We start from the raw sequence: 25,088 nt of genomic DNA on the forward strand, positions 1-25,088 counted from the left end.
CCATGGATATAGAGATTATCGACCGCCTTGCCATCCGCGATCTCATTGAAAACTGGGTGGTCTGGCGCGATGCCGGCGATTGGGACCGCTTCCGCACCGTCTGGTTCGACGATGGCCGCATGGTGGCCACCTGGACCCAGGGCACCGCCGACGAGTTCATTGCCATGAGCAAGGCCGGCTGGGCCAAGGGCGTCTCGATCATGCATTTCCTCGGCGCGCAATCGATCGATCTCGCTGGCAACCGCGCAATTTCGCAGACCAAGATGACCATTGCCCAGCGCGCGCTGGTACACGGCGTCAATGTCGACGTGATGCTGACTGGACGCTTCTATGATTTCCTCGAAAAGCGTGACGGCAAATGGGGCATGGTGCTGCGGCAGCCGATTTATGAAAAGGATCGCATGGATCCGGTGGTGCCGGGCGCGCCTCTGAAACTCGACGCGGATTTGCTCGCGAGCTTCCCCGAGGGCTATCGCCATCTCGCTTATCTGCAGAGCCAGATCGGCTATCAGATCAAGCCTGATATGCCCGGCCTGCGCGGCGACGCGGTGGAGGCGCTTTATGCCAGTGGGAAGAAATGGCTGAACGGCGAAAAGCTGGATCGGTAGCCGCCTTACCCTCAGCCGTCATTGCGAGGAGCCTCTTGGCGACGAAGCAATCCAGTCTTTCCTTGTCGCTCTCTGGATTGCTTCGTCGCTCCGCTCCTCGCAATGACGTGAATAGTTGATAAAGAACAAAAAAGACTGGGAGAAACAACATGCCCGACTTCATCACCCTCGATGCACTGGTCCGTGACACCGCCGCGTCCAAGTCGACCAAGATCGCCGTGATCGATGCCGATCGCCAGATCGATTACGCCGCCTTCGATGCGCTGATCGACCGTATCGCTGCATCACTGCAGGCCAGCGGCCTCAAGCCGCGCGATGCGATCTCGATCTGTGCGCTGTCCTCGATCGAATATGCCGCCGTGTTCCTCGGCGCGCTGCGCGCCGGTGTGGCGGTGGCGCCGCTGGCGCCATCATCGACGCCAACGGATTTCGCCGCGATGGTGAAGGATGCGGCCGCAAAAATTTTGTTTATGGACGAGGCCACGGCTGCGTCATTCGCACGGGCCGCGATCGATCCCTCGATCCCCCGTATCGCATTGGACGGCGGCAAGGCCGGAAAGCCGTTCGCGCAATGGCTGGTGCCGGAAGGCGTGAAGCCCACACCGGTGACGATCGATCCGGAATGGGTCTTCAATATCATCTATTCCTCGGGCACGACCGGTACGCCGAAAGGCATCATCCACACCTGCTGGATGCGCTGGCGGCAATATGGCCAGCTCGATCCGCTGGGCTACGGGCCGGATGCCGTCACCGTGCTGTCGACGCCGCTCTATTCCAACACCACGCTGGTCTGTTTCAATCCGACACTCGCCGGTGGCGGCACCCTGGTGCTGATGAAGAAGTTTGATGCGCGGGGCTTCCTTGAACTCAGCGCCAGACATCGCGCGACCCATGCGATGCTGGTGCCGGTGCAGTATCGCCGCATTATGGCGGTCGAGGACTTCGATAGTTTCGATCTGAAGTCCTTCGTGATGAAATTCTCGACCTCGGCGCCATTCGGCGCGGCGCTGAAGACGGATGTGCTGAAACGCTGGCCCGGCGGGCTGACCGAATATTACGGCATGACCGAAGGCGGCGGCACCTGCGTGTTGCTGGCCCATGAACATCCAACCAAGCTGCATACGGTCGGCCAGCCTGCACCGGATCATGAGATTCGCTTGATCGACGAGGACGGAAATTTCGTTGCCCAGGGCGAGATTGGCGAAGTGGTTGGGCATTCGCCCGTCATCATGCAGGGCTATCTCAACCAGCCCGGCAAGACCGCCGAGACGTTCTGGCACGACGCTTCCGGAAAGCGCTATGTCCGGACCGGCGATGTCGGGCGCTTTGACGAAGACGGCTTTCTGCAGCTGATGGACCGCAAGAAGGACATGATCATTTCCGGCGGTTTCAACGTCTATCCGAGCGATCTCGAAGCCGTGCTGACGAAACACGAGGACGTGCTCGAAGCCGCTGTCGTGGCCATGCCGTCGGAAGAGTGGGGTGAGACACCGGTCGCCTTCGTGGTGATGAAGGCGGGTGCCTCAGTCGATGCGCCGGGGCTGAAGGCCTGGACGAATAAGCGTGTCGGCAAGTTCCAGCGACTCAACGATGTCGTGCTGGTCGATGTGTTGCCGCGCAGCGCCATTGGCAAGGTGCTGAAACGCGAGTTGCGAGACCGCAAGCTGGCGGCGGATTTGTCGGTTTAGAGCACTGGCCTATCAGGTGTCGTCCCCGCGGAGGCGGGGACCCATAACCACGGTCAGTATGGTTCAAGCGGCAGAGTTATAGCCACAGCGTCTTTTCTAACTCTTCGGCGTGTATGGGTCCCCGCCTCCGCGGGGACGACGGCTGAGTTTGGGATCGCCGCCTCAATAATGCGGCGGAGGTTCATTCCGCGGCGCACCGCTGTTGCTTTCGGCCTCCTGCAGCCGCTCGCCGAGCGTGGCAACCTGCCGCGTCAGCATGTCGATCTGTTTCCACTGGGCGGTGATCGTCGTATTCAGCGTCTCGATCGTGTCGTCCTGATAGGCGACGCGAGTTTCGAGTGCGTCGATACGTTCGCGCAAGCCCGTCAGGTCGTTTGCGGTCTCACTCATCGGATGCGCTCTCCCGCAGCATCGCAAAATCTTCCGAATTGATCGGCAAGTCAGGCTTGATCGACTGGCTCTCGACAAGGCCATGGCCGAGTGCGACGCGCTGGTCGAACACGAAGCATTCGCCGCGCCAGCGGCTCTCGACCTCAGGGATCTCCTCGAGATATTTCAGGATGCCACCCTTGAGGTGATAGACGTCGGCGAAGCCGCGCGACAACAGATACGAGCTCGCTTTCTCGCAGCGGATGCCGCCGGTGCAGAACATCGCGATCTTCTTGTGCTTCTCGGGATCGAGCGTGCGTGCGACGAAATCCTTGAACTGGCCGAAGCTTGCGATCTCCGGATCGACCGCGCCCTCGAACGTGCCCATCGCCACTTCGAACGCGTTGCGCGTATCGAGCACCAGCGTGTTCTCGTTGGCGATGAGATCGTTCCAGTCGGCGGCGTCGACATAGGTGCCAACCGTCTTGGTCGGATCGGTCTGGGGATCGCCGAGGGTGACGATCTCCTTTTTCAACCGCACCTTCATGTGCAGGAACGGCATCAGGCTGGCGCGGGAGAATTTCAGCTCGAGATGGTTCAGCCGGTCGCTGAACATCACGCCGGTCTCAAGTTCGCGCACCAGTGCGTCGATGGCGGCGTCGGTCCCGGCCACGGTGCCGTTGATGCCTTCCTCGGCGAGCAGGATCGAGCCTTTGATGCCGAGATTGGCGCAATAGGCGCGCAGCGGCTCGCGCAATTGCCGAAAATCCGGCAGCGCAGCGAATTGGTAAAGGGCGGCGACCTTGAACATGGCGGGGGTTTACCAGCCGGACCAGCGAGGGGGAAGTCCGGGAACTGGCCGAAATATCGTTGCCATCAGGGCTTTGGGTCGGATGCTCCCCTGCGCAGGTATTGACCTATGTCATACCCGGCGCAACCAGCGCAACGCGTGGTGCCAGAACGCAAAAAAGCCGGCCCCTTACGGGACCGGCTTCTTTTGCAGCGTCACCTGCGACCGAGGAGTCAAAACTCCGCCGGTTGGAATTGGTTAAAGTTTGCGGTTCGCGAAATCCGACGCCTTGTCGGCAGCGTCCTTGGCAGCCTGCTTGGCATCGCCGACGGCCTTCTGCGCGTGGCCCTTGCCTTCCTGGATCAGGCCTTCGCCCTGCAGGCGGTCAGAGCCGGTCGCTTCACCGACGCCCTGCTTGGCCTTGCCGATGGCTTCGTTCGCGGCTCCCTTGATCTTGTCTGCGGTGGCACCCATGGGATACTCCTGTCATGTTGCAGACGCAGTTCCGAGACCATTCTCGATACGCGCTGCTTGAGCTTCGCAGAGACAATTGCCAGCTCAATTGAATGTTCCTCACTCCCGGGGGCGTGATGCCGCATGCGGTGGCAGCATTTCTTCGGAACCCAAGAAGGCATTGAAATGTCCGGTCACGGCCACGATCACACTCATCCGCACGATCACGCGCATGATCATTCTCACGACCATGATCCGGATCGCTGGAAGCACGACGGCATTCGCGTCATTCCGGCTGACAACCTCGATACCAACGTGCCCTCGACGAAAGGTATGGACCGCGCGGCCGCGATCAATTTCGCGCGCGTCGGTGCGCAGAAGCTCTGGGCCGGCACCGTGTCGATCCAGCCGGATGCCAAGACCGGAGCGCATCACCACGGCCATCTCGAAAGCGTCATCTATGTGGTGAAGGGCAAGGCGCGGATGCGCTGGGGCGATCGCCTGCAGTTTACCGCGGAGGCCGGTCCTGGCGATTTCATCTTCGTTCCGCCTTACGTGCCGCATCAGGAAATCAATGCGAGTGCCGACGAAGTGCTGGAATGCGTGCTGGTGCGCAGCGACGGCGAAGCGGTCGCCATTAATATCGACATCGAGCCGGTGGAGAAGCCGGAGACGGTGTTGTGGGTCGATCCCACGCATCCCGATGGCGCGGTGAAGAAGTAAGCATCAAGCTGAGGCCCTCGCCCGAGACCGGGCGAGGGCTTCTTGCTATTTGATCTCCGGCAATCCCGGCGAAAACGCCAGCGCGCTCTCGATCCACTTCGCAACACGCAGCGTGCGCAAGTCGTTCAGATAGGTGCCGACCACCTGCAGGCCGAGTGGCAGATGGTTCTTGCCGAACCCGGCCGGCAGCGACAGCGCGGGCACGCCGATCAGGGTCCATGGCGCGCAATATTCGGCATCGCCGGTATAGCTCAGCCCTTCCGGTGCTTCGCCATAGGCCGGCAGCGTCAGCACCGCATCGTAATTCGTCATCTGCGCGGTGAAATCCGCACGCAGCTTCATCTGCAACGCCTTGGCCTTGAGATAGGCTGCCGCGCTGATGGCGCTGCCGGTTTCCACCAGTTTCTTCAGGTGATCGCTGGTCTTGTCAGGGTAGCGTGCGACGAGATCGCCAAAGATCACCGCCCCTTCGGCGGCCAGAATGATGTTGATCGCGTCCCAGTTGCTGCGATCCAGTTCGGGCAGTTCAAGTTCCTCGATCGACGCGCCGGCGCTGCGCAGTCGCGCGACAGAGGCCTCGAACACCTGTTGCTGTTCGCTCTCGGCCTTGGCGAATTTGGCAAAGCGCACCACTGCGAGACGTGGTGACGGCAGCGGCGGTACACCGCGCTCGACGGAGATTTCGAAACCCGGCACCGGCGCGCCATGCGGATCGCTGTCGCTGGTGCCTGCGATCAGTGACAGCGCATAGGCGACGTCATCGACCTTGCGCGCGAAGAAACCGATGTGGTCGAGCGACTGGCTGAGGTGGTGCGCGCCGCTGCGGGGGATAGCGCCGAAGCTCGGCTTGAAGCCGACGACGCCGTTGAAGGCGGCGGGGCGGACGATGGAGCCCAGCGTCTGCGTGCCCAGCGCCAGGGGCACGATACCGGCGGCAACAGAGGCTGCGGAGCCGGAGGACGAACCGCCCGGCGTGTGCTTGCTGTTCCAGGGATTGGTGGTCGGGCCAGGATGGCGCCAGGCGAATTCGGTGGAGACCGTCTTGCCGAAGATGGTGGCGCCGAGATTGCGCAACCGTTCAACCACCCAGGCATCGGCCGATGGCACGTGATCGGCATAGACGGCCGAGCCGTTGGTTGTCGGCATGTCGGTGGTGGCGATGATGTCCTTGATGGCGACGGGGATGCCGGAGAGCGGCCCCGGCTTGCGCACAGTGTCGGTGGGGAGGACCTCAAAGGCCTTCAGTATGGGTTCGGCAGCCTTGGCCTGTGCGAGCCGCTCCGATGCGTAGTGATCTGCCGCAGATGTGTTGCCCTTGAACAGCCGCAGCAGGTCCAGAACCCCCGCGCCAGATGTTGCAGTGCGCGCGGTTGCATTCGTCATGTCGTGTCGTCCTGAACGTTTCTTCTGGGATCAAGAGAGGCGCGCAGCCGCGAGGCTGCGCGCCTTCGATATTACTTCATCGCCAGTGCGGGCTCGATATATTTCTTCACGACAAACTTGTCATAGTCGGGCTGGGCCGCGAGATTGCCGAGCGCGATCTGGGTGTCCATGGAGATCTTCAGCGATGGCGCAGAAATATCGACGCTGTCCGGATAGACGCCGTCGGCCAGCATACGCTTGACGGCAGACTCGATCACCGCGGGATCCAGCGTTGGAAATTCCTTCTGCGCAATGGCCACGGTCCTGGCAGGATCTTTCTTCATGAACCGCATCGCCATTTCCATACCGTTGGTGACGCGCTGCGCCAGATCCGGATTGACGTCGTTGCGTGCGGTCACCGACGAAAATGCATAGGCGCCGTAGCTCTTCGGGAAGCCGTAGACCACCTTCATTCCCTTGGCGACAACCTGATCGAGGCCGGGTTCATACATCACGGCGACGTCAGCCTGCTTGGCGAGGAACGGACCCGGTTCGCTGCCGATCGCGACTGGGATCATCTCCACATCGGTCTTGCCGTCCATGCCGTTTTCTTTCAGCAGTTTCAGGAACAGCGACGTGCTGGTGGTCGGCATAGTGCCGACAACGACCTTCTGGCCCTTCAGGCTTTTGACGTCAGTGAACTTGAAGTCCGGCGAAGTCGCGATCCACACCGCGGCGCCGTTGACGACATTGGCGATGATGCCGACCGGCGCACCCTTGGAGGCGGCGATCGCGGTCCATTCCGGACCATGGATCGAGAACTGCGCGCTGCCGGAGATCACTGCCGAGAGTGCGACCGTGGGCGAGCCTGCGGTTTCCTTGGTGAGGTCGAGGCCCTGCGCGGTGAAGAAGCCTTCATTGATGGCTACATAGAGCGGCAGGTACAGCATCGACTGGAAGGCCTGCGACAACACCACCTTCTTGTTCTGCGCCATCGCTGGCGTGGCGAGCAAGACTCCAGCCAGCGCGACCGCGCCGGTGATACGCTTCAACAACGACATAGAACGTCTCCGTTATGGTGGAAAGGGGGATTAAACCTGGACCTGATGCGAGGTGGTCGCCTGCTTCCACGGCAGCGAAGTGCGCTCGATGATGTCGATGACGTAATAGAGCACGAAGCCGAGGATCATCAGCGTGAATAGCCCAACCCAGACCGAATTTAGGTCATACAGGCTGGAGGCGAGGAAGATCATGTGGCCGAGGCCGCGCTGCGACGAGATGAATTCGCCGACCACGGCCCCGACCAGGCCGAAACCGATATTGATGCGGAAGGTGGCGATAATCGACGGCAGTGTGGATGGCACCACAGCCTTCCAGAACACCTGATGCTTGTCGGCGCCCATGGAGATCATCAGCGACTGCAGATCGACGTCGGCATCCTTGGCCGCCTGATAAGCGGCGATCAGCGCTACCAGTGCAGTGAGTGAAACGGCGAGTGCGACCTTCGAGATCAGGCCGGTGCCGAACCACAGCACCACGATGGGCGCGAGCGCGATCTTCGGCACGGAATTGATGGCAACGATGAAGGGCTCGACCAGCTTCGCGACGAACACCGAATACCACAGCGCCAGACCGAACAGCGATCCGAAGATGGTGCCGATGATGAAGCCCAAAATGGCCTCGAATAGCGTGTACCAGGAATCCGACAGCAGTTCGCCGCTCAGGATCAGCTTGTAGAACGTGGCGAAGATGCCGGAGGGCGATCCCATCAGGAAGGCGGAGATATAGCCGGCATGGACGCCGAGCTCCCATAGCGCGAAGAACACTGCGACGGCGAGCAGCTGTAACACCGCGCGGCCGAGCGTGGTGTCGAAGGTCGATCGCTTCTTGCGGGACTTGCGCGGTGCGGTCTTCTTGCGCGCGGATGTGCCGGACATCACGAGGCTCATGATGTTGTCTCCGTCTGGATATCGAGTTCGGCGCAAAGCGTCTTGAAATAAGTCGAGAATTTCACGTCGTTGCGCGCGGTGATGGGCGAGGTTGCCTCGATGTCGATCTCATGCACGACCTTCACCCGTGCCGGGCGGCCGGACAGCACGACGACGCGCTTCGACAGCGCGACCGCCTCGTCGATGTCATGGGTCACGAGGATGACCGTCTTGTTGAATTTCTGGACTGCATCCTTCAGCACGCCTTCGAGATACAGCCGCGTCTGATAATCCAGCGCCGAGAATGGCTCGTCGAGCAGCAGGATGTCAGGATCCATGATCAGCGTGCGGATCAGCGCCACGCGCTGGCGCATGCCGCCGGACAGGGTTTTGGGATAGGCGTTCTCGAAGCCGGCGAGGCCGAACTGCTTGAGATATTCGCGCGCCTTCTCCTCGGCCTCCTTCTGGTCGACGCCGCGAGTCTCCAGCCCGAGCAACACATTGCCCATCACCGTGCGCCACGGAAACAGCAGGTCTTTTTGCATCATGTAGCCGACGCGGCCGCGCAGGCTTTCGATTTCCTTGCCGCGATAGGTGATAGTGCCGCCATCGGGCTCCAGCAGGCCTGCGATGATGTTGAAGATCGTCGTCTTGCCGCAACCGCTAGGGCCAATAATGCTGACGAAATCGCGTTCGTTGATGGTGAAAGAGAGATCGTCGAGCACATTGACGTCGCCGCCCTTGCCGGCAAACGACTTGCTGATGTTCTGGACGGTGAGTTGAACTTGTTTCGGCGACATGATGCGGTTTCCTGGGTACCGCACATACGCAAGCTGCGTGCCATCTTGGGCACGAAAAAGCCTCAAGCAATCGCGCAGGTTTTCTGCTGAGTGCTTGAGGCTTGAAGTGTTTTGCCCCGGCTTTGGGCAGGCTGGAATTATTCTCGGCGATAAATTGAGCAGGCACGCCGAAGTGTATTTTTGGCGAACAGTTCGCGCATCAACCCGTGACGGCCATCACCGCTTCCCTGATCTTGGCCAGTGCGTAATTGCCGACCATGGCGGCGTCCACATGCGGCAGGTTTGGGATTTCGTCGGCAGCGACCACGCAATCGACGATGGCGGGTCCGTCACAGGCCAGCGCGTCGGCGATGGCCTTCTTCAGATCGCCCGGCTGCTTGGCCGTAAAGCCCTGTGCGCCGCAGGCACGCGCCAGTGCGGCGAAATTGGGATTGGGGAATTCGATGGCTTCGCGGAACGGCGCCAGGCCGATGCTTTCGGCTTCCAGCGTGATCAGACCCAGTGCCGAATTGTTGTAAACGATCACCTTGATAGGCAGCTTGTGCTGCACAGCGGTCATGAATTCACCCATCAGCATGTTGAAGCCGCCGTCGCCGGTGAGCACGATCACCTGCTTGCTGCGATCGAGGATCTGCACGCCGTTGCCCTGGCCGACGGACGTGCCGACCGCGGCATTGTTGAACGAGCCGATGATGCGCTGGGTGCCGTTCTGGCGGATCCAGTTCGCCGACCACAGGGTGTTCAATCCGGTGTCGAACACGAAGATTGCATCGGGCCGTGCCAGATCGCTGGCGATGCGCGCGACGGCCTGCGGGTGGATCCTGTTCTTGCTGCGCGCAGGATCGGCCTGCTTGTCGAGCATCTCATCCCACTTCTTGCGGGCGTGACTGGTCGTCTCGAAGAACTGGCCGTCGGTCTTGGTCTGCACCGTGTCCAGCAGCATCTTCAACGCGGGGCGTGCCGAGCCGATGACGCCGAGGCTCGTCGGCGTGCGCCTGCCGAGTGCTTCGGCGCGCACATCGATCTGGATGACATTGCCCTTGCGCGGCAGGAAGTTGGAATAGGGATAGTCGGTGCCCACCATGACGAGCAGGTCGCAATCATGCACGGCATTGTAGACGGCCTTGGTGCCGATCATGCCGAGCCCGCCCATCCATCTGATGTCATCGAACGCCATGATCTCCTTGCCGCGCACCGAATGCACCAGTGGCGCCTTCAGCTTATCGCTGAGCGCACGCAGGAGTTCGGCGCTGCCGATGGCGCCATGGCCGCACATGATGACAACGCTGCTGGCTTCGTCGATGCGGCGGGCGGCTTCCTGTATGGCGGCATCATTCGGGAGGATCTCGCCGCGTGGCACCAGCGTGGCAAGGCTCGCTGTCGCCCCTTCGGCTTTCGACGACAGCACGTCGACAGGCAGCGTCAGATGCGCGACGCCAGGCCCTGCATAGGCGGTGGAGATGGCCTGATGGATCACGCCGGGCGCCTGCGCGGCGGTGGTGATGGTCTGGGTGTAGAGTGCGACGTCGCGAAACAGCAGGTCCGGCTCGGTGGTCTGGAAAAAGTCGACGCCTTTTGCTGCTCGCGCCATTTCGCCCGAGAGTGCCAGCACCGGGGCGTGATCGCGCGCAGCCTCATAGAGGCCGGCGACGAGATGCGTGCTGCCGGGCCCGGTGGAGCCGGCGCAAACGCCGAGCTTGCCGGTGAGCTTGGCCTGGCCTGCGGCGGCCAGCGCCGCGCCTTCCTCATGCCGTACCCCGACCCACTCGATCTTGCTGCGCCGGACCGAGTCCGCCAGCGGATTAAGCGAGTCGGCGATCAAGCCGAAAATCTGCTGTACGCCAATCGTCTCAAGCACATGGACAATCTCATCTGCGACAGTTTTCGACATGGGAGCTCCGATTTCTAGAATTGGCTCTCCGCCGGGAGGCGGGCTGATGCAGCTATGCGGTCGGTCCAATTGTGATTGGAACCGAATGGTCGCACTGCAGCAATAGCTGAACCGCGAAACGGTTTCATGATGGTCAATCAAGTTTGCGCAATGCTTGGAGAAATGCGCGATGTGTTGAACGTTTGTTACGTGTATCGGAAGATCGGATCGCCATAGTCGATGGCCGGAAATACGTCCTTGTCACTCCAGTAGTCCTGGTTGTGCTGCCACTCCTGCTTGTCACCGCGCTTCGGCAATAGGTGCATGCCGCGCATGATGTAGCCCGGGTTGAAGTCCTCGGGGTCGATCCATGGCAGCAGCGGCATGTCGCGGTCTTCGGGCCGCAACTGCGGCGTGATCGTCGTGACGCCGGTCGCCTCCATATGCTTCAGCAGCCCGCAGACGAAGTCGGCCACGAGATCGACGCGCAATGTCCAGCTCGCACGGAGATAGCCGAAGATCCACACCATGTTCGGCACGCCGGTGAACATCATGCCGCGATAAGTCACGGTGTCGGAGAAATTCAGCGGTGTGTCATCGATGGAGAAGGCGATATCGCCGAGCATGTTGAGGTTGAAGCCGGTAGCGGTGACGACGACGTCGGCGTCGATCGTCTTGCCGGATTTCAGCGTGATGCCCTGTTCGGTGAAGGTCTCGATCTCATCGGTGACGACACTCGCCTTGCCGGCCTTGATGCTCTGGAACAGGTCGCCATCGGGAATGAAGGCGATGCGTTGCCGCCAAGGCCGGTAGCGCGGCGTGAAATGGGTGGCGATGTCGTAGTCCTTGCCGAGATAGGCCTGTACGCCCTTCAGTAGTTCCTCTTTCACCATCTCCGGCTCGCTGTTCGTCCGCTTGGTGAAGGCCTGCTGATCGAACAGTATCTTGCGGCGGACGATCTCGTGGACCCATTCTTCGTCGACATCCAGCTCGCGCAGCGTCTCCGCCAGCGCGTTGGCATTACGGCCGGTGATGAAGAAAGTCGGCGAGCGCTGCAGCATGGTGACTTCAGCGCATTTGTCGGCAATGGCCGGCACTAGAGTCGCTGCAGTCGCACCGGAGCCGATCACCACGACTTTCTTGCCGGTGACGTCGAGATCCTCTGGCCACGTCTGTGGATGCACCATGCGGCCCTTGAACCGGTCCATGCCCGGCCATTGCGGCGTGTAACCCTGATTGTGGTTGTAATAGCCCTGACACATCCAGAGAAAGCGCGTGGTGAAGAACAGCGTCTCGCCGGTGTCGTGACGAATGACGGTGAGCATCCAGAGCTTGTCGTCATTCGACCAGTTGGCGGACAGGATCTTGTGATTGTAGCGGATATGCGTGTCGAGGCCGTTCTCGGCGATCACATCGCCCATATAGCGCAGGATCTCCGCGGCGGTGGCGATGGGTGCCGAGGTCCATGGTTTGAAGCGATAGCCGAAGGTGTGCAGGTCACTGTCGGAGCGGATGCCAGGATAACGATGGGTATTCCACGTGCCGCCGAAACTGCCCTGCGTTTCCAGAATCAGAAAACGCGTATCTGGATTTTGCTTCGTCAGATGATAGGCGGCGCCGATGCCGGAGATGCCGGCGCCGACGACTATGACATCGACATGTTCGGCTGCGTTTTCGACGGACGAATCTGTGGTGATCTTTCCCTGGACGTTCATGGGCTCCCGATCTTTTTTTTGGCTCTCGCGCTTGGTGCGCGGATGCTTTTATGCGGCGATCCCCGGTTTAAGGCCGGGGATCGCCGCGATCGGTATCATTGACGATCGCAGGGAATGTGCAAGTGGGAATTGCGCTGGAGAGGCGTCAGCTTTCTGCTGCAGGGGCCGCAGCGGGTGACTGTGTGCGTCTAGAGAACAGGATACGCTGATACAGCCAGCCAATAGCTACCAGCACGAGGCCGAGGCACATGAAGGACAGCGCGCGATAGACGCCTGTCAGCGACGACATGTCGACTAGGAACGCTTTGAGGATCGTCAATGCGATGACCACGGCGGAGGCGAGCCGCGCGCGCTGCGAGTTGAACAGGATGCCGATGCCGAGCAGCACGACGCCAAAGCCGAGCCATGCGATCGACAACGTATATTGCTCAGCATCGGTGATCGCGGCGTTGTAGAAAATCGGGCCATGATAGATGCGGCGGATTTCCAGCGTCACATACATCAGGGCTAGCACCAGCGCGCCACCGGCGATGGTGTTGCCGTAGGCCGGCTTGCGACGGCCGGCGACGGCATAGGACAGCAGCAGAGCGAGCACCGCGGGGAGGGCATAGCCGAGCAGCAGCAGGTTGATGACCACGCCGCCCACATCGATGTGCCAGATGCCGGGATTGGTGAGGAACAGTAACCCGCCGAGACTTGCGACGCCGGCGAACAGCGTCAGCAACCCGGCACTGACGCTGTGCACGATGCTGCGGCTCCGCTCCCACAGGCGTTCCAACCCGATTGCCATGGCCAGCGCGACGCAGACCTGCAGCGCGACTTCGGTGAGGCTCGAGGAGGACCGATAGACATCGCCGCCATTTACGAAGTGGCGGATCTCCATAAAGGCCAGCAGCACCGTGAACAGGATCGCTGCGGACTCCACCATGCGCAGCGGTGCATCATCGCCGCGCCGGCGCATCAGGATGCTGGCGGCCCAGAACGAAGTAGCGGGCACGCCGTAACCCCATAGCAGCCAGTTGAAGATCGGCGTGGTGCCGACGAGATCTCCGACCACGCGCGGCTCCCATCCCATCCGGGCGACGACTATGCCGGCAAGGATGGCCGCGAGCCAGCGCAGGAACGGGATCGGCCGCTGCATGGAGATCCAGGCTGTGCCCAGCGCCATCAGCGACAGTGCGATGGTGAGCCAGCCTTTCTCCAGTGCAAAGGTCAGCCCCAGCGCCAGCGCACCGAGCGTACCGGTGGCGAACAGCGCCGTGGAGATCGCGAGGCCCGGACGTGGCTCGCGCTTGCCGAGCAGTTCGGTGGCGGCCGCGAAGGCTGCGCCGATGATCACGGCGAGAATGGCGAAGGGGATCGAGCGATCGAGATGCGCGATGCGGGCATAGAGCGTGATCAGCAGCGCCAGCGGCGTGAATACCGCTGCGCCCGACCAGATCACCGGAATAACGGCGCTAACGGATCGGCCCTGTGCGAGGAAGCCGAGCACGCCGAAGCCGAGGGCGAAAACCGCCGCGGAGGCGAGATGCAACGACACCGAGCTTTCCACCGGGCTGGCGCCGATGCCCGCCAGTGGCCCGCCGGGCAGCACCAGCATGTCCAGATTGCCCTGGATGGCCCACTCCAGGAAGACCACGGCGACGAAGCCTGCGGCTACGGCAACCGCCGCGGTGGCCGCTTGTGCGTACCATGCGACGAACAGCGTGCCAGCGACGATCAGCGCGAAGGTCACCATGGCGATGTCGGCATGGAAGCTGGAGAGCACCACCAGCGTCGCGCTGAGCAGGCTTGCACCGAGCGCGCCCGACGAGATGCCTTCGATGCGGCCTTCTTCGGCCGGCGGACCATACAGGAAGCCGCAAACCACGAGCATGGACGCGAGCAGGAATCCGGCGAGGACGTGGAAAGCGTGTGGGTTGACGTTCTTCAGGCCTTCGTTGAGCCCGGGCAGGGTCCACAGCGTCGCGAAGACGATGGTGGTCAGCGCCAACCAGCGCCACAGCCGGATACGCGCGAGGCTGAAGGCAGCGGCCATGACGATGGCGAGATAGATATACAGCGCCCAGTAGTCCGGCTTGCCGGACGACACCAGCACCGGCGTGACGAAGGCGGCGGCAATGCCGAGGCCCGCGAGCGCCGGGCCGTGCAGCAATGCCGCGGCCATGGTGCACATGGCGACGATGCCGAGCAGGGCGAAGGCCGTGCCGGGGACGAGGAAGTTATACAGCGCATAGGCCGCATAGACTGTGGCGAAGGCGACGGCAGTGCCGGCGGCCGTGAGGATCGCCGGAATATTAGCGATCGGCAGCGGTGCGATTGCCGAGAGGCTTTCCTTGCGGCGGGCGAATTCGCCAACGGCGAGCAATGCCAGGGCGAACAGGCCGCCGAGCAGCACGCGCACTTCGGGGCCGAGCAGGCCGGCCTCGATGGAATAGCGCACCATGAAGAAGCCGCCGAGCGCCAGTGTGAGGCCGCCGACCCAGACCACCCAGCGCGTGCCGATGCGTTCCTCGAAGCCGGGGCCAGCCGCAGGGGCTTCCACAGGCGCAGCGGGTTCGGGCGTAGTATGAGCAGGGACATCCGGCTGGATCGAGGGGGCAGCTTCGCGGATTGCCTCGGTCGATGTCTCTGAGAGAGCAGGCGCGGATGCAATGTCCGGTGCGGTCGCTGTGAGGTCCGGTGTTGCTGCGGCAGTCGTGGTCGCCACACGCGGTGTCGCCTCATAGGAGTCGAGTCGGGCGCGCAGCACCTTCACCTCATTGCGCGCCTTACGCGCGAAGATGAAGGCAACGATAGCAATCACCAGCGTGACGAAACCGAAATCATCGAACATCGACTATCAAACCTTCAGAGAGCAGGACGCGCGCCAATCATGCCCCGGAACGACGTCCGGGGACATGACAACTCTATGTGTTGTCGTGGAGAACTTTAGTTCACGCAATCCGTGTATTTGGCGCGTAATTGCTGGAATTAATCCAGATCGAGGCGAAACGGCTTGCCGATCACGGTCAGATTGCCGGGGCCCATCTCGTCGAGCGCGCGGACCATGCGGCCGCCGCGGCCCAGCGCCTTGTCGGCGAGAGTCACGAGCAGGCGGTTGGGGGAGGCGATCGGCGAGGCGGCGCGGATTCGCAGCGCGATGTCGCGCTCGTCGCGGTCCGGATTGAGCATGCAGGCGGCGGCAAAGGCGCTGGCGGTGGAACGCGAGATGCCGGCATAGCAATGGATCACCAGCGGCGAGGCGCGATCCCAGCCGCGGACGAAGTCCAGCACCTGCGTGATGTGACCTTCGTTGGGCGCGACAAAGCCGTCCATCACCTCGGTGATGTCGTCGACCTGCACCCTGAGATGATTGGCCTCGCTGATCGACGGCGGCCGCTGCACCTGCGCGACATTGGCCATGATGGTGAGCACGTGGCTCGCGGCCGTGTCCTTCACGGTGGGATGCAGATCGGCGAGCGAGCAGACGTGGATCATCGGGGAACCTTTTGTTGAGCGTCGTTATAACGCTCCGTTCTCTCCACGTCATGCCCGGGCATGACGGAGTTTAAATTACGCCAGCAGCGCCTCAAACCTTGCCAGAAACCGCTTCTCAGCCTTCCCCGCCGACCACGGCGTCAGGTAATCTTCCACCATGGCTTCCGAGAGGCCGGGATCCTTGCCGAACAGACGCTTTGCCTCGGCTTCCTTGAAGCCTGCAAGGCGTGTGGCTTCCAGATAGGCGGCGCCCATATCGGCGGCCTTGATCTGTTTGGTGATCTCCGGTGTCAGCGCCGGCGGCAGGCCGAAGCGGATGTGGATGGCGCCGAGCAGGCGATTCTCGATCACCTTGTAATCGCCGCCGATCACCGCCTTGAACGGCGAGATCATGTCGCCGATGACATATTCCGGCGCGTCATGCAGCAGGGCCGCGAGCCGCACGCGCTCATCAGCGCGCGGCATCTGCTCGCGCAACACGGCTTCCACGAGAAGCGTGTGCTGTGCCACCGAGAAAATATGCGCGCCATGGGTCTGCCCGTTCCAGCGCGCGACGCGCGCGAGCCCATGGGCAATATCGGCAATTTCGATATCCAGCGGCGAGGGATCGAGCAGATCAAGCCGCCGGCCCGACAGCATGCGTTGCCAGGCGCGGGTGGCGACGTCGCGGGAAAATCTTTGGTCGAATTTCGATTGGGCCATCGGTTCTTGGTCTTGAGTTTCTTGCTGCTACTTCGCCTTGAGGCGCGGCTTGCGCTTCAGGCCCATGCAGGCCTCGTGGCAAAAGCAGGTCACGAGATGATCGTTGACCATGCCGGTGGCCTCCATAAAGGCATAGACGATGGTCGGGCCGACGAATTTGAAGCCGCGCCCCTGCAGGTCCTTGGAGATCTTGGCCGATAGCGGGGTCGAGGCCGGCACGCTGCCATGGGTCTTGAAATTGTTGACCAGCGGCTTGCCGTCCACGAAGTCCCACAGATATTTCGAGAAGCTGGCGCCTTCCTCCATGATTTTCAGATAGCCTTTGGCGCTGAGGATCGCGCCTTCGATCTTGGCGCGGTTGCGCACGATGCCGGCATCGTTCATCAGCGTATGAACTTTCTTCTCGCTGTAGCGCGCGATTTTTTCCGGCTGAAAGTCATCGAATGCTTTGCGGAAATTGTCGCGCTTGCGCAGGATGGTGATCCAGGAGAGGCCGGCCTGGAAGCCATCGAGGATCAGCTTCTCGTAGAGCGCGCGGTCGTCATATTCCGGGACGCCCCATTCGGTGTCGTGATAGGCGACATAGAATGGATCTTCACCCGGCCACGGGCAGCGCGTCTTGCCGTCGTCATGCGTGATCGCGGGTTTGCTCATGCCGAGATCTTTTTCATGCGGGGGTCTTCTTCGTGGCCAGTGCGCGTACGGCAGCGGCGTCGGCGAGATGAATGGCGATGTCGCCGGCCAGGAAAGCGGCATCGGCATCGAGAGCATCACTGGCGCGGTCGGTGCGGATCATGGCGAGGCCACGGCCATCGGCAGACGAGCCCATGGTGCCGATCGGCTTGTCCGCGGCGCGGATTTCGGTGCCGGCGGCCGGCGCCGCGCCATCCAGCGTGACGCCGACAATGCGCGTGCGCGCGGTGCCGCGATGCTGCATGCGGGAGACGACCTCCTGGCCGATGTAACAGCCCTTGTCGAAATCGACGCCGGCGAGCTTGTCCATATTGGCTTCGTGCGGGAACGCATCGCCATAGGCGAAATCAGCTCCGCCGCGTGGCACGCCGAGCCTGATGCGATGCGCTTCATAGGCTGATGCATCGACCAGTTCGGCACCGACCAGCGCGGCCGTCTTCGGGACGAGATCGGGCGGCACGAGGATGCGATAGCCAAGCTCCGCATTGCGCGGATCGGCAAAGGCGAGGTCCGGCTTCATGCCGGGCTCGCCATCCCACACCGCAAGCACGCCGAACGCGTCGGAGAGATTCTCTACCGTCACCTTGGCGCGCAGCTTGTAGAAGCCGAGCTTGGTGGCCAGCGGTTGTGCCAGTTCGCGCGGGCAGTCGATCAGGAGCCCGCCGCCATGGCCGGCCGGCGCTTCGGTGATGAGGAAGTCGGCGATGATCTTGCCCTGCGGCGTCAGCAGCGCGCCGAACCGGGCGATGCCAGGCGCCACCACCTCGATCTCGGAAGTCACGAGGTTGTTGAGGAAACCGCGGGCGTCGCCGCCGGCGATTTTCACCACACCCCGATCGGGGAGAAACGCTGCTTTCATTGGGAAAATCTCGAAAAATCCAATAAACGAGCCAGGAAACGAGGGTGAATCACGGCTGGCGGATATGACAGCTAAAGTTAAGCCGCTAAGATGCCGACAACAAGGCCCGCGCTCATCCTGCGCGGCATTCACAGGCTGTGACGAGACCAGATGACCCAGACATTCGATACGATTTTGAAGAACGGCACCGTCGTCAATCAGGACGGCGAGGGTGTGCGCGATATCGGCATTCGCAATGGCCGAATCGCGGCCATCGGATCGCTCGGTGCGGCCTCGGCCGCTGAAGTGATCGACTGCAAGGGGCTGCACATCCTGCCGGGCGTGATCGACACCCAGGTGCATTTCCGCGAGCCGGGCCTCGAACAGAAGGAAGACCTGGAGACCGGATCACGCAGCGCCGTGATGGGCGGCGTCACCGGCGTGTTCGAAATGCCGAATACCAATCCGCTGACCATCGATGAGGCGACCTTCACCGACAAGGTGAAGCGGGGTCATCATCGCATGCATTGCGATTACGCCTTCTTCATCGGTGGCACCCGCGAGAACGTGCAGGACCTGGCGGAGCTCGAACGCGCGCCCGGCTGCGCCGGCGTGAAAGTATTCATTGGCTCATCGACCGGTGCACTGCTGGTCGAGGATGACGACAGCCTGCGCCGCATCTTCCAGGTCATCAAGCGCCGCGCCGCCTTCCATGCCGAGGACGAATATCGCCTCAACGAGCGCAAGAATCTGCGCATCGAAGGCGATACCCGTTCGCACCCGGTGTGGCGCGACGAGACTGCGGCGCTGATGGCGACGCAGCGGCTGGTCAACCTTGCGCGCGAGACCGGCAAGCGTATTCATGTTCTGCATATCTCGACGAAAGAGGAGATCGACTATTTGCGCGACCACAAGGACGTCGCGTCTTGCGAAGCGACGCCGCATCATCTGACCATGGCGGCTCCGGAATGCTATGAGCGTCTTGGCACGCTGGCGCAGATGAACCCACCGGTGCGCGATGCCAGCCATCGCGATGGGATCTGGAATGGCATCAGTCAGGGCATCATCGACGTACTGGGTTCCGATCACGCGCCGCACACGCTTGAGGAAAAGAAGAAAGTCTATCCGGCGTCGCCCTCGGGCATGACCGGCGTGCAGACGCTGGTGCCGATCATGCTGGATCACGTCAATGCCGGCCGCCTGTCGCTGGCACGCTTCGTCGATCTATCGAGTGCCGGTCCAGCACGGCTCTACAACATCGCCATGAAAGGCCGCATCGCGGCGGGCTATGACGCCGACTTCACCATCGTGGATCTGAAACGCACCGAGACCATCACCAATGACTGGGTAGCCTCGAAGGCCGGCTGGACGCCCTATGACGGTGTGAAAGTCACCGGCTGGCCCGTCGGCACCTTCGTGCGCGGCCGCCGCGTGATGTGGCAGGGCGAGCTGGTCACGCCGTCGCAGGGCGAGACGGTGAAATTCCTGGAAACGCTGAAGGCTTGAACTCTTCACCCTCCCCTGGAGGGGGAGGGTCGATGCGAGCGAAGCTCGCAGCGGGGTGGGGTGAAATCACGAGCGACGTAGTGTGTGGCCTCACCCCACCCCGTCTCGCATCCGCTTCGCGGATTGCTCACCGACCCTCCCCTTCAGGCGAGGGTAAGAAATCTTACTGCCGTGCCAGTGTCAGCGAGAACTCGCCATTGCGCACGCGGCCCGGAAGACCCTCGACAAACTTCGCCACGGCGTCTTCGCCATAGGTGCCGACGAGCTCGGCAAAGGCTGCGAACAGGCTGGCCTGCGCGAGGCAATCGCCATCGACGCCGTCATGCCGTGCTTCCGCCCAGGCTTCGTTGAGATAGCTCAGCGCGGCCTGCTTCTGTTCCTGATCCGGTAGCGGATCGCGGGCGGGGCGGTACGACAATGATTCGCTCATGAAATTCCCAAACGGTCTTCGGTGCGCATCAAAGCGAAGCGCGCCTCGCAAGTTCGAATCGAGATTTACCACGCGGAGCAGGTTCCGCGAGCGACATCTTTAAGAAAGGTTAACGACAGTGACTCACATTGTCCGACATTATGTTAACAGCGGGAACCGGTCATCTTGACCGGTTGAGGAAGCCTATGGACGCAAACAGTTTTTCGTCTTTCGCGAGTCCCGGCGACGCTGCGCGCGCAGCAGAGTTGCGCCGCGTCAAGGCGATTGCGGCGCTGGTGCTGGCGAGCTGTCTGGTCGTGTTTGTCGGTGCAAAAATCTTGCTGCCGATTCATCCCGCGTTCGGATTCGTTGCGGCCTTCGCGGAAGCGGCCACTATTGGCGGATTGGCGGACTGGTACGCCGTTGTCGCGCTGTTCCGTCGGCCGCTGGGTCTGCCGATTCCGCACACCGCGATCATCCAGGCGAATCAAAATCGCATTGCGGACAAGTTGGGTGAATTCATCGAGGTGCATTTCCTCGAAGCCGGGCCGGTCGAGGCCAAATTACGTGAGGTGGATTTTGCGAGTTTCGTTGCAGACTGGCTGAGCGACAAAAAGCGTAGCGCGGATCTCGCGCGTTTCTTGCTGCGGCTGTTGCCGGAGGCGATGTCGGCGACGGAAACGTCTGGTCTCAAAACCTTCATCACGCGCCGCGTGATGACCCAGCTGCAGTCGGTTGATCTCGCGCCCATCGCTGCCGGCACCATGCGCGGCTTCATTCGCGATGGTCGCCATCAGGGCCTGCTCGATAACCTGCTCGGCGCCATGCATGGCGCGCTGACCGAGCCGGACACGCTGGCTGTCATCAAGAACAAGATTCGCGACGAGCTGCCGACGTTGCTCAAACTCTATCGCGCCGATGCGTTCCTGCTGAAGCGCATCGTCGCGTCGGCCACGACCTTCTTTGACGATGTACGCAAGGATCCAGCGCATCCGTTCCGTGGTGAGTTCGACCGCATGCTGTTATCCTTCGTCGATCGGTTGGAGACCGAGCCCGGCTTCACCGGTCGCATCGATGGGTTGAAACGCGATCTGCTGGCGCGACCCGAGCTTGCCGAACTTGGACGTAATCTCTGGAACAATGCGCGCAGCTTCATCGAGCGCAGCGCATCAGGTGAAAGCAATGTACTGGCACATCATCTCGCCAATGTATTCGTCGAGGCCGGCGCAGCGCTGCGCGCCGATGCCGAGATGCGCGGCGAGATCAACCAGGGCATCGTCGTGGTGCTGCGCACGTTCATCGCCGATCAGAAAAGCGGCGTGTCGAGTTTTATCGCCGATCAGGTGAAGGGCTGGGACATGCAGCAGCTGATCGGTGTCATCGAAGTCAATATAGGCCGCGATCTGCAATATATCCGCTTCAACGGTTCGCTGATCGGCGGGCTCGCCGGGCTGGCGCTCTACACGATCGAATATCTGTTGCGACTGCTGTGATGGCAGTTCCGCATTGCGGAAGTGAGGCGTCGGAGGGGTATCGGGATGCGCTTGAACTGCTACAAACCTGACCTTAACTTGAGTGAACTGATACTTGCTTCGGTGCGTTGTGTGATTCCCTCCCCGTGAGGCTGCTTTCAAATCAATCGATATGACCGGCCAACGCGCCGGCGAGAGGAAATCAGATGTCGGCTACGGCCCAGGCGCAACGTCCCCCATCGAAAACCCTGATGTTTCTTGAAGGCCGTGCGGTTCACGAATTCGGCGCCTTTCTCGGCGCGCTGCCGCTGCTGAATCTCGCGCCGCGTGGTGATGGTCATCCGGTACTGGTACTGCCGGGTCTTGTGGCCTCGGATGTTTCGACAGGTCCGCTTCGCACCTTCCTCAAGGGTCGGGGCTATGCCGTCAGCGGCTGGAAGCAGGGCCGCAATCTCGGGCTGCGTGACGGCGTGCAGGGCAGCATGGTCGAATTGCTGAAAGAGATGAACGAGACCCACGGCCGCAAGGTGAGTTTGGTCGGCTGGAGTCTCGGCGGCCTTTATGCGCGCCAGCTCGCCAAGATGATGCCGGACCGCGTCCGTTCGGTGATCACGCTGGGTAGCCCGTTTGCCGGCCATCCGAAATCCACCAATGCCTGGCGCGTCTATGAATTCGCCAGCGGCAAACGCGCCGATGACACCGACGACGATTTCGGTGGTTCGCTCGCCGATACGCCGCCGGTCCCGACCACCGCGATCTACAGCCGCACCGACGGCGTCTGTGCCTGGCAGGGCTGCATGGAGAAGTCATCGGCGATGTCGGAGAGCATCGAGGTCGAGAGCAGCCATTGCGGGATGGGGCATCACCCCGCCGTCGTCTATGCGGTGGCGGAGCGTCTCGCGCAAAAGGAAGGCGCGTGGGCACCGTTCGATCGCTCTGGCTGGCGCAGCCTGGTCTATCCGGACCCTAACAGGTAAAGGCACACACTCCACTTTCCGCCGTCATTGCGAGCGTAGCGAAGCAATCCAGAAGGCCGCAAGCGAAGGCTGGATTGCTTCGTCGCAAGGGCTCCTCGCAATGACGTGGAGAGGTTCGCGGGTTACTCAGCCGCCTTGGTCACGATCCTGATCTCAGATGTCAGTGTCCGGTGTACCGGGCACTTGTCAGCGATCTCCATGAGCTTTGCGCGCTGCTCGGCGTCGAGCTTGCCGTCGATCGTGATGACGCGCTCAATCTGGTCCAGCATGCCGTCCTTGGTCTCGCATTCCTCGCAATCCCTGGCGTAGATCTTCTTGTGGTTCAGCGTCACCGTAACGTGGTCCATCGGCAATGCCTTGCGCTCGGCATAGAGCCGCATGGTCATCGCGGTGCAGGCGCCGAGCGCGCTGAGCAGCAGATCATACGGACCGGGTCCGGTGTCCTCGCCGCCGGCCGCGATCGGCTCGTCGGCGAGTATCTGATGCGGGCCGACATTGATGACCTGCTGGAATTTGCTGGCGCGGGTCTCGCTCACCACCACCTTGCGCGGCTCATCGGGCGGGCTCGCTACGGGCGTGACGGCGACCGCATTGAGATAGCGCCCAGCCCAGGCGGCGATGACATCGGCGACATAGATCGCGTCATGCTTTTGCGTGAGCAGATGATCGGCGCCGGCCAGCGAGACGAAGCTCTTGGGATGTTTGGCAGCGACGAAAATCTTCGTGGCGTTGTCGATGCCCACGGTGTCGTCGGTGGGCGCATGCATGATCAGCAGCGCCTTGTGCAGCCTGGCGACCTTGGCCATCAGATTGTGCTCGGCGATATCGTCGAGGAATTCACGCTTGATGCTGAATGGCCGGCCGGCGAGCTTGACCTCGACCTCGCCTTTTTCGCGGATCGCGTCGACATGTTCGGCGAACATGTCGGTGACATGCGCGGGATCGGAGGGCGCCGCGATGGTGACAACGGCCTTGGCTTCCGGCACCTGTTCAGCGGCGGCGAGGATCGCTGCGCCGCCGAGGCTGTGGCCGATCAGGATTGCCGGTGCCTGGCGTATTTCCCGCAAATGGTCCGCGGCCTTTACGAGATCGGCGACATTCGACGAGAACGTGCTATTGGCGAAATCGCCATCGCTGGAGCCGAGGCCAGTGAAGTCGAAGCGCAGCACGGCGATGCCTTTGAGCGTCAGCGCCGCAGAGATACGCCGCGCCGCGAGCACGTCCTTGCCGCAAGTGAAGCAATGCGCGAACAGCGCATATGCATGGACATCGCCATCGGGCAGGTCTAGCGCCGCCGCCAGCATATGGCCGGCCGCGCCGGGGAATTGAAAGCGTTCAGTTGGCACGGTGGGCTCCTGTCGGGACAGATGTCTCTTTCTACACCGATTCCACCCAATCAATCAGCGGGTACCCAACACCCCTGCGAAAATGAGGCCGAGCTGCCGCTCTCTTCGCGTTGCACCTCGGGTTGAACTTTAGTTCTGCGCGGCCGCTCGAGCACGCGCTTGCCGGCCTCCGATGTCGGTGCTAGATGTCGGGTCATCGTACAACTTTTGGGGTGCGCTGCCGATACAAGCTGATGGACGGCGGGCCGGCACGCTCCTAGAATTGTGACAAGATCGACCCCGCAAAGGGGCGAACGAGAATAATGGCCAACGCGCCGCATCGGGAAATTCACAGGGAGGATTTCGTCCATGAAGAGAAGAGATGTCGTCAAAGGCGGACTGGCCGCACTTGCCGTCGGAGCGACCGGCCTCGGGCGGCTTACGCCCGCGCGGGCGCAGACCAAGATGGTTCTGAAGGCTTCCGACGTCCATCCGCTCGGCTATCCCACGGTCGAATCCGTGGTCCGCATGGGCAAGAAGCTGGATGCCGCCACCAGCGGCCGGCTCACGGTCCAGATGTTTCCGTCCATGCAGCTTGGCGGCGAGAAGGAAGCCATCGAGCAGGCCCAGGTCGGCGCTCTGCAGATCGCCCGTATCTCTGTCGGTGCGGTCGGCCCCGTGGTCGATGACGTCAACGTCTTCAACATGCCGTTCGTGTTTCGCGATTCCAAGCACATGGAAGCGGTTCTCGACGGCGAGATCGGCACCGAGCTGCTGAACAAGATCACGGCCAATGAAAAAACCGGCCTGGTCGCGCTTGGCTGGATGAATGCCGGCTCGCGCAACATCTATAACAGCAAACGCCCGATCAAGACGCTCGCCGATCTCAAGGGTCTCAAGATCCGGATGATCGGTAATCCCTTGTTCATCGACACCATGAATGCGCTCGGTGGCAACGGCGTCGCCATGGGCTTCGATCAGGTGTTTAGCGCCATGCAGACCGGCGTCGTCGATGGGGCCGAGAACAACCTGCCATCCTTCGTGGCGCAGAACCACTTCCAGGTCGCCAAGTATTTCTCGATGACAGAGCATCTGATCATTCCGGAATTGCTGGTGTTCTCGAAGGCGTCATGGGCGAAGCTCACGCCGGACGATCAGGCGCTGCTGAAGAAATTCGGCCGGGAAGCGCAGCTCGAACAGCGCGTGCTCTGGTATGAGGCGGAGAAGACCGCGCTCGACAAGATGAAGGAAGTCGGCACCGACATCGTCACGTCCATCGACAAGCAGCCGTTCCGCGATGCCGTCAAACCCGTATGGGACAAATACGGCGCGAAATACGCCGAGATGACCAAGCGCATTGCTGCGGTGAGCTAGCGGCAT

At 61.8% G+C, this 25,088-nt stretch carries 23 protein-coding genes; 7 read left to right on the top strand and 16 right to left on the bottom strand.

Translation table 11 applies throughout. The features are described 5' to 3' along the window. Positions 1 to 2: 2 nt before the first annotated feature. Complete coding sequence (locus LPB73_RS00540) at positions 3 to 608, top strand: nuclear transport factor 2 family protein (RefSeq protein ID WP_184512045.1); 606 nt, start codon at positions 3 to 5, stop codon at positions 606 to 608. 149 nt (positions 609 to 757) lie between these two features. Next, positions 758 to 2,296, top strand: a complete 1,539-nt coding sequence (locus LPB73_RS00545; protein ID WP_231079183.1) for a class I adenylate-forming enzyme family protein — start codon at positions 758 to 760, stop codon at positions 2,294 to 2,296. 162 nt (positions 2,297 to 2,458) lie between these two features. Here LPB73_RS00545 and LPB73_RS00550 read toward each other — a convergent pair whose 3' ends face one another. From LPB73_RS00550 to LPB73_RS00560, 3 genes are all read right to left on the bottom strand, one after another. Then, the gene (locus LPB73_RS00550) at positions 2,459 to 2,686 is read right to left on the bottom strand and encodes a SlyX family protein (RefSeq protein ID WP_231079184.1); all 228 of its coding nucleotides are present in this window, start codon (positions 2,684 to 2,686) and stop codon (positions 2,459 to 2,461) included. Continuing rightward, positions 2,679 to 3,476 (bottom strand): rhodanese-related sulfurtransferase, encoded by a 798-nt coding sequence (locus tag LPB73_RS00555; RefSeq protein ID WP_231079186.1) that lies wholly within the window; start codon positions 3,474 to 3,476, stop codon positions 2,679 to 2,681. Before LPB73_RS00555 ends, LPB73_RS00550 begins: the two co-directional genes overlap by 8 nt. 237 nt (positions 3,477 to 3,713) lie before the next feature. Beyond that, positions 3,714 to 3,929 carry a CsbD family protein gene (locus LPB73_RS00560; protein ID WP_231079188.1) on the bottom strand — a complete coding sequence of 72 codons (216 nt, stop codon included), beginning with the start codon at positions 3,927 to 3,929 and terminating at the stop codon, positions 3,714 to 3,716. 165 nt (positions 3,930 to 4,094) lie between these two features. Between LPB73_RS00560 and LPB73_RS00565 the strand changes: the two genes are divergently transcribed. Beyond that, entirely contained in the window at positions 4,095 to 4,631 is a 537-nt protein-coding gene (locus LPB73_RS00565; protein ID WP_089266238.1) for a cupin domain-containing protein, read from the top strand. 45 nt (positions 4,632 to 4,676) lie between these two features. On the opposite strand, the gene LPB73_RS00570 is transcribed toward LPB73_RS00565, so the two are convergent. The 11 genes from LPB73_RS00570 to LPB73_RS00620 all read right to left on the bottom strand — a co-directional run bounded on the left by LPB73_RS00570 (position 4,677) and on the right by LPB73_RS00620 (position 18,040). Further along, positions 4,677 to 6,014: an amidase gene (locus LPB73_RS00570; RefSeq protein ID WP_231079189.1), complete on the bottom strand. Its 1,338-nt coding sequence runs from the start codon at positions 6,012 to 6,014 to the stop codon at positions 4,677 to 4,679. A gap of 71 nt (positions 6,015 to 6,085) precedes the next feature. Continuing rightward, positions 6,086 to 7,054 carry an ABC transporter substrate-binding protein gene (locus LPB73_RS00575; protein ID WP_231079190.1) on the bottom strand — a complete coding sequence of 323 codons (969 nt, stop codon included), beginning with the start codon at positions 7,052 to 7,054 and terminating at the stop codon, positions 6,086 to 6,088. Positions 7,055 to 7,084: 30 nt separating this feature from the next. Further along, positions 7,085 to 7,942 (bottom strand): ABC transporter permease, encoded by an 858-nt coding sequence (locus LPB73_RS00580; RefSeq protein WP_231079191.1) that lies wholly within the window; start codon positions 7,940 to 7,942, stop codon positions 7,085 to 7,087. Further along, positions 7,939 to 8,721, bottom strand: coding sequence for an ABC transporter ATP-binding protein (locus LPB73_RS00585; RefSeq protein WP_231079192.1), 783 nt, complete (start codon positions 8,719 to 8,721; stop codon positions 7,939 to 7,941). Before LPB73_RS00585 ends, LPB73_RS00580 begins: the two co-directional genes overlap by 4 nt. Positions 8,722 to 8,920: 199 nt before the next feature. Beyond that, positions 8,921 to 10,612: a thiamine pyrophosphate-dependent enzyme gene (locus tag LPB73_RS00590; protein WP_231079194.1), complete on the bottom strand. Its 1,692-nt coding sequence runs from the start codon at positions 10,610 to 10,612 to the stop codon at positions 8,921 to 8,923. Positions 10,613 to 10,797: 185 nt separating this feature from the next. Beyond that, positions 10,798 to 12,306: a flavin-containing monooxygenase gene (locus LPB73_RS00595; RefSeq protein WP_231079195.1), complete on the bottom strand. Its 1,509-nt coding sequence runs from the start codon at positions 12,304 to 12,306 to the stop codon at positions 10,798 to 10,800. 145 nt (positions 12,307 to 12,451) lie between these two features. Beyond that, positions 12,452 to 15,142: a DUF2339 domain-containing protein gene (locus LPB73_RS00600; RefSeq protein ID WP_231079196.1), complete on the bottom strand. Its 2,691-nt coding sequence runs from the start codon at positions 15,140 to 15,142 to the stop codon at positions 12,452 to 12,454. Positions 15,143 to 15,279: 137 nt separating this feature from the next. Beyond that, on the bottom strand, positions 15,280 to 15,786 hold the full coding sequence (locus tag LPB73_RS00605; RefSeq protein WP_231079197.1) for a tyrosine phosphatase family protein: 507 nt from the start codon (positions 15,784 to 15,786) through the stop codon (positions 15,280 to 15,282). A gap of 75 nt (positions 15,787 to 15,861) precedes the next feature. Beyond that, entirely contained in the window at positions 15,862 to 16,488 is a 627-nt protein-coding gene (locus LPB73_RS00610; RefSeq protein WP_231079199.1) for an HD family hydrolase, read from the bottom strand. A 27-nt stretch (positions 16,489 to 16,515) separates the two neighbouring features. Then, entirely contained in the window at positions 16,516 to 17,142 is a 627-nt protein-coding gene (locus LPB73_RS00615) for a DNA-3-methyladenine glycosylase I (protein WP_231079200.1), read from the bottom strand. 13 nt (positions 17,143 to 17,155) lie between these two features. Continuing rightward, on the bottom strand, positions 17,156 to 18,040 hold the full coding sequence (locus tag LPB73_RS00620) for a YgfZ/GcvT domain-containing protein (RefSeq protein WP_231079202.1): 885 nt from the start codon (positions 18,038 to 18,040) through the stop codon (positions 17,156 to 17,158). 150 nt (positions 18,041 to 18,190) lie between these two features. Here LPB73_RS00620 and LPB73_RS00625 point away from each other — a divergent pair, with 150 nt between their 5' ends. Further along, on the top strand, positions 18,191 to 19,525 hold the full coding sequence (locus LPB73_RS00625) for a dihydroorotase (protein WP_175367799.1): 1,335 nt from the start codon (positions 18,191 to 18,193) through the stop codon (positions 19,523 to 19,525). Positions 19,526 to 19,688: 163 nt separating this feature from the next. On the opposite strand, the gene LPB73_RS00630 is transcribed toward LPB73_RS00625, so the two are convergent. Continuing rightward, positions 19,689 to 19,955 carry a hypothetical protein gene (locus LPB73_RS00630; protein WP_068730348.1) on the bottom strand — a complete coding sequence of 89 codons (267 nt, stop codon included), beginning with the start codon at positions 19,953 to 19,955 and terminating at the stop codon, positions 19,689 to 19,691. 185 nt (positions 19,956 to 20,140) lie between these two features. On the opposite strand from LPB73_RS00630, the gene LPB73_RS00635 reads away from it, so the two are divergent. Further along, the gene (locus LPB73_RS00635) at positions 20,141 to 21,427 is read left to right on the top strand and encodes a DUF445 domain-containing protein (protein ID WP_231079203.1); all 1,287 of its coding nucleotides are present in this window, start codon (positions 20,141 to 20,143) and stop codon (positions 21,425 to 21,427) included. A 185-nt stretch (positions 21,428 to 21,612) separates the two neighbouring features. Then, complete coding sequence (locus tag LPB73_RS00640) at positions 21,613 to 22,383, top strand: esterase/lipase family protein (RefSeq protein WP_120287155.1); 771 nt, start codon at positions 21,613 to 21,615, stop codon at positions 22,381 to 22,383. Between the two features lie 122 nt (positions 22,384 to 22,505). Here the strand turns inward: LPB73_RS00640 and LPB73_RS00645 are convergent, their stop codons facing one another. Continuing rightward, the gene (locus LPB73_RS00645) at positions 22,506 to 23,729 is read right to left on the bottom strand and encodes a bifunctional alpha/beta hydrolase/OsmC family protein (RefSeq protein ID WP_231079205.1); all 1,224 of its coding nucleotides are present in this window, start codon (positions 23,727 to 23,729) and stop codon (positions 22,506 to 22,508) included. A 348-nt stretch (positions 23,730 to 24,077) separates the two neighbouring features. On the opposite strand from LPB73_RS00645, the gene LPB73_RS00650 reads away from it, so the two are divergent. Further along, positions 24,078 to 25,082, top strand: coding sequence for a TRAP transporter substrate-binding protein (locus LPB73_RS00650; RefSeq protein WP_231079206.1), 1,005 nt, complete (start codon positions 24,078 to 24,080; stop codon positions 25,080 to 25,082). Positions 25,083 to 25,088: the final 6 nt, after the last annotated feature.

The sequence above is a fragment of the Tardiphaga sp. 37S4 genome (assembly GCF_021044645.1).
GTDB classification, from domain to species: Bacteria; Pseudomonadota; Alphaproteobacteria; order Rhizobiales; family Xanthobacteraceae; genus Tardiphaga; species Tardiphaga robiniae.

Excerpts from the sequence above, each read along its gene's own strand:
- LPB73_RS00540 (WP_184512045.1), top strand. The coding sequence starts at position 3 with ATGGATATAGAGATTATCGACCGCCTTGCCATCCGCGATCTCATTGAA.
- LPB73_RS00545 (WP_231079183.1), top strand. The coding sequence starts at position 758 with ATGCCCGACTTCATCACCCTCGATGCACTGGTCCGTGACACCGCCGCG.
- LPB73_RS00550 (WP_231079184.1), bottom strand. The coding sequence starts at position 2,686 with ATGAGTGAGACCGCAAACGACCTGACGGGCTTGCGCGAACGTATCGAC.
- LPB73_RS00555 (WP_231079186.1), bottom strand. The coding sequence starts at position 3,476 with ATGTTCAAGGTCGCCGCCCTTTACCAATTCGCTGCGCTGCCGGATTTT.
- LPB73_RS00560 (WP_231079188.1), bottom strand. The coding sequence starts at position 3,929 with ATGGGTGCCACCGCAGACAAGATCAAGGGAGCCGCGAACGAAGCCATC.
- LPB73_RS00565 (WP_089266238.1), top strand. The coding sequence starts at position 4,095 with ATGTCCGGTCACGGCCACGATCACACTCATCCGCACGATCACGCGCAT.
- LPB73_RS00570 (WP_231079189.1), bottom strand. The coding sequence starts at position 6,014 with ATGACGAATGCAACCGCGCGCACTGCAACATCTGGCGCGGGGGTTCTG.
- LPB73_RS00575 (WP_231079190.1), bottom strand. The coding sequence starts at position 7,054 with ATGTCGTTGTTGAAGCGTATCACCGGCGCGGTCGCGCTGGCTGGAGTC.
- LPB73_RS00580 (WP_231079191.1), bottom strand. The coding sequence starts at position 7,942 with ATGAGCCTCGTGATGTCCGGCACATCCGCGCGCAAGAAGACCGCACCG.
- LPB73_RS00585 (WP_231079192.1), bottom strand. The coding sequence starts at position 8,721 with ATGTCGCCGAAACAAGTTCAACTCACCGTCCAGAACATCAGCAAGTCG.
- LPB73_RS00590 (WP_231079194.1), bottom strand. The coding sequence starts at position 10,612 with ATGTCGAAAACTGTCGCAGATGAGATTGTCCATGTGCTTGAGACGATT.
- LPB73_RS00595 (WP_231079195.1), bottom strand. The coding sequence starts at position 12,306 with ATGAACGTCCAGGGAAAGATCACCACAGATTCGTCCGTCGAAAACGCA.
- LPB73_RS00600 (WP_231079196.1), bottom strand. The coding sequence starts at position 15,142 with ATGTTCGATGATTTCGGTTTCGTCACGCTGGTGATTGCTATCGTTGCC.
- LPB73_RS00605 (WP_231079197.1), bottom strand. The coding sequence starts at position 15,786 with ATGATCCACGTCTGCTCGCTCGCCGATCTGCATCCCACCGTGAAGGAC.
- LPB73_RS00610 (WP_231079199.1), bottom strand. The coding sequence starts at position 16,488 with ATGGCCCAATCGAAATTCGACCAAAGATTTTCCCGCGACGTCGCCACC.
- LPB73_RS00615 (WP_231079200.1), bottom strand. The coding sequence starts at position 17,142 with ATGAGCAAACCCGCGATCACGCATGACGACGGCAAGACGCGCTGCCCG.
- LPB73_RS00620 (WP_231079202.1), bottom strand. The coding sequence starts at position 18,040 with ATGAAAGCAGCGTTTCTCCCCGATCGGGGTGTGGTGAAAATCGCCGGC.
- LPB73_RS00625 (WP_175367799.1), top strand. The coding sequence starts at position 18,191 with ATGACCCAGACATTCGATACGATTTTGAAGAACGGCACCGTCGTCAAT.
- LPB73_RS00630 (WP_068730348.1), bottom strand. The coding sequence starts at position 19,955 with ATGAGCGAATCATTGTCGTACCGCCCCGCCCGCGATCCGCTACCGGAT.
- LPB73_RS00635 (WP_231079203.1), top strand. The coding sequence starts at position 20,141 with ATGGACGCAAACAGTTTTTCGTCTTTCGCGAGTCCCGGCGACGCTGCG.
- LPB73_RS00640 (WP_120287155.1), top strand. The coding sequence starts at position 21,613 with ATGTCGGCTACGGCCCAGGCGCAACGTCCCCCATCGAAAACCCTGATG.
- LPB73_RS00650 (WP_231079206.1), top strand. The coding sequence starts at position 24,078 with ATGAAGAGAAGAGATGTCGTCAAAGGCGGACTGGCCGCACTTGCCGTC.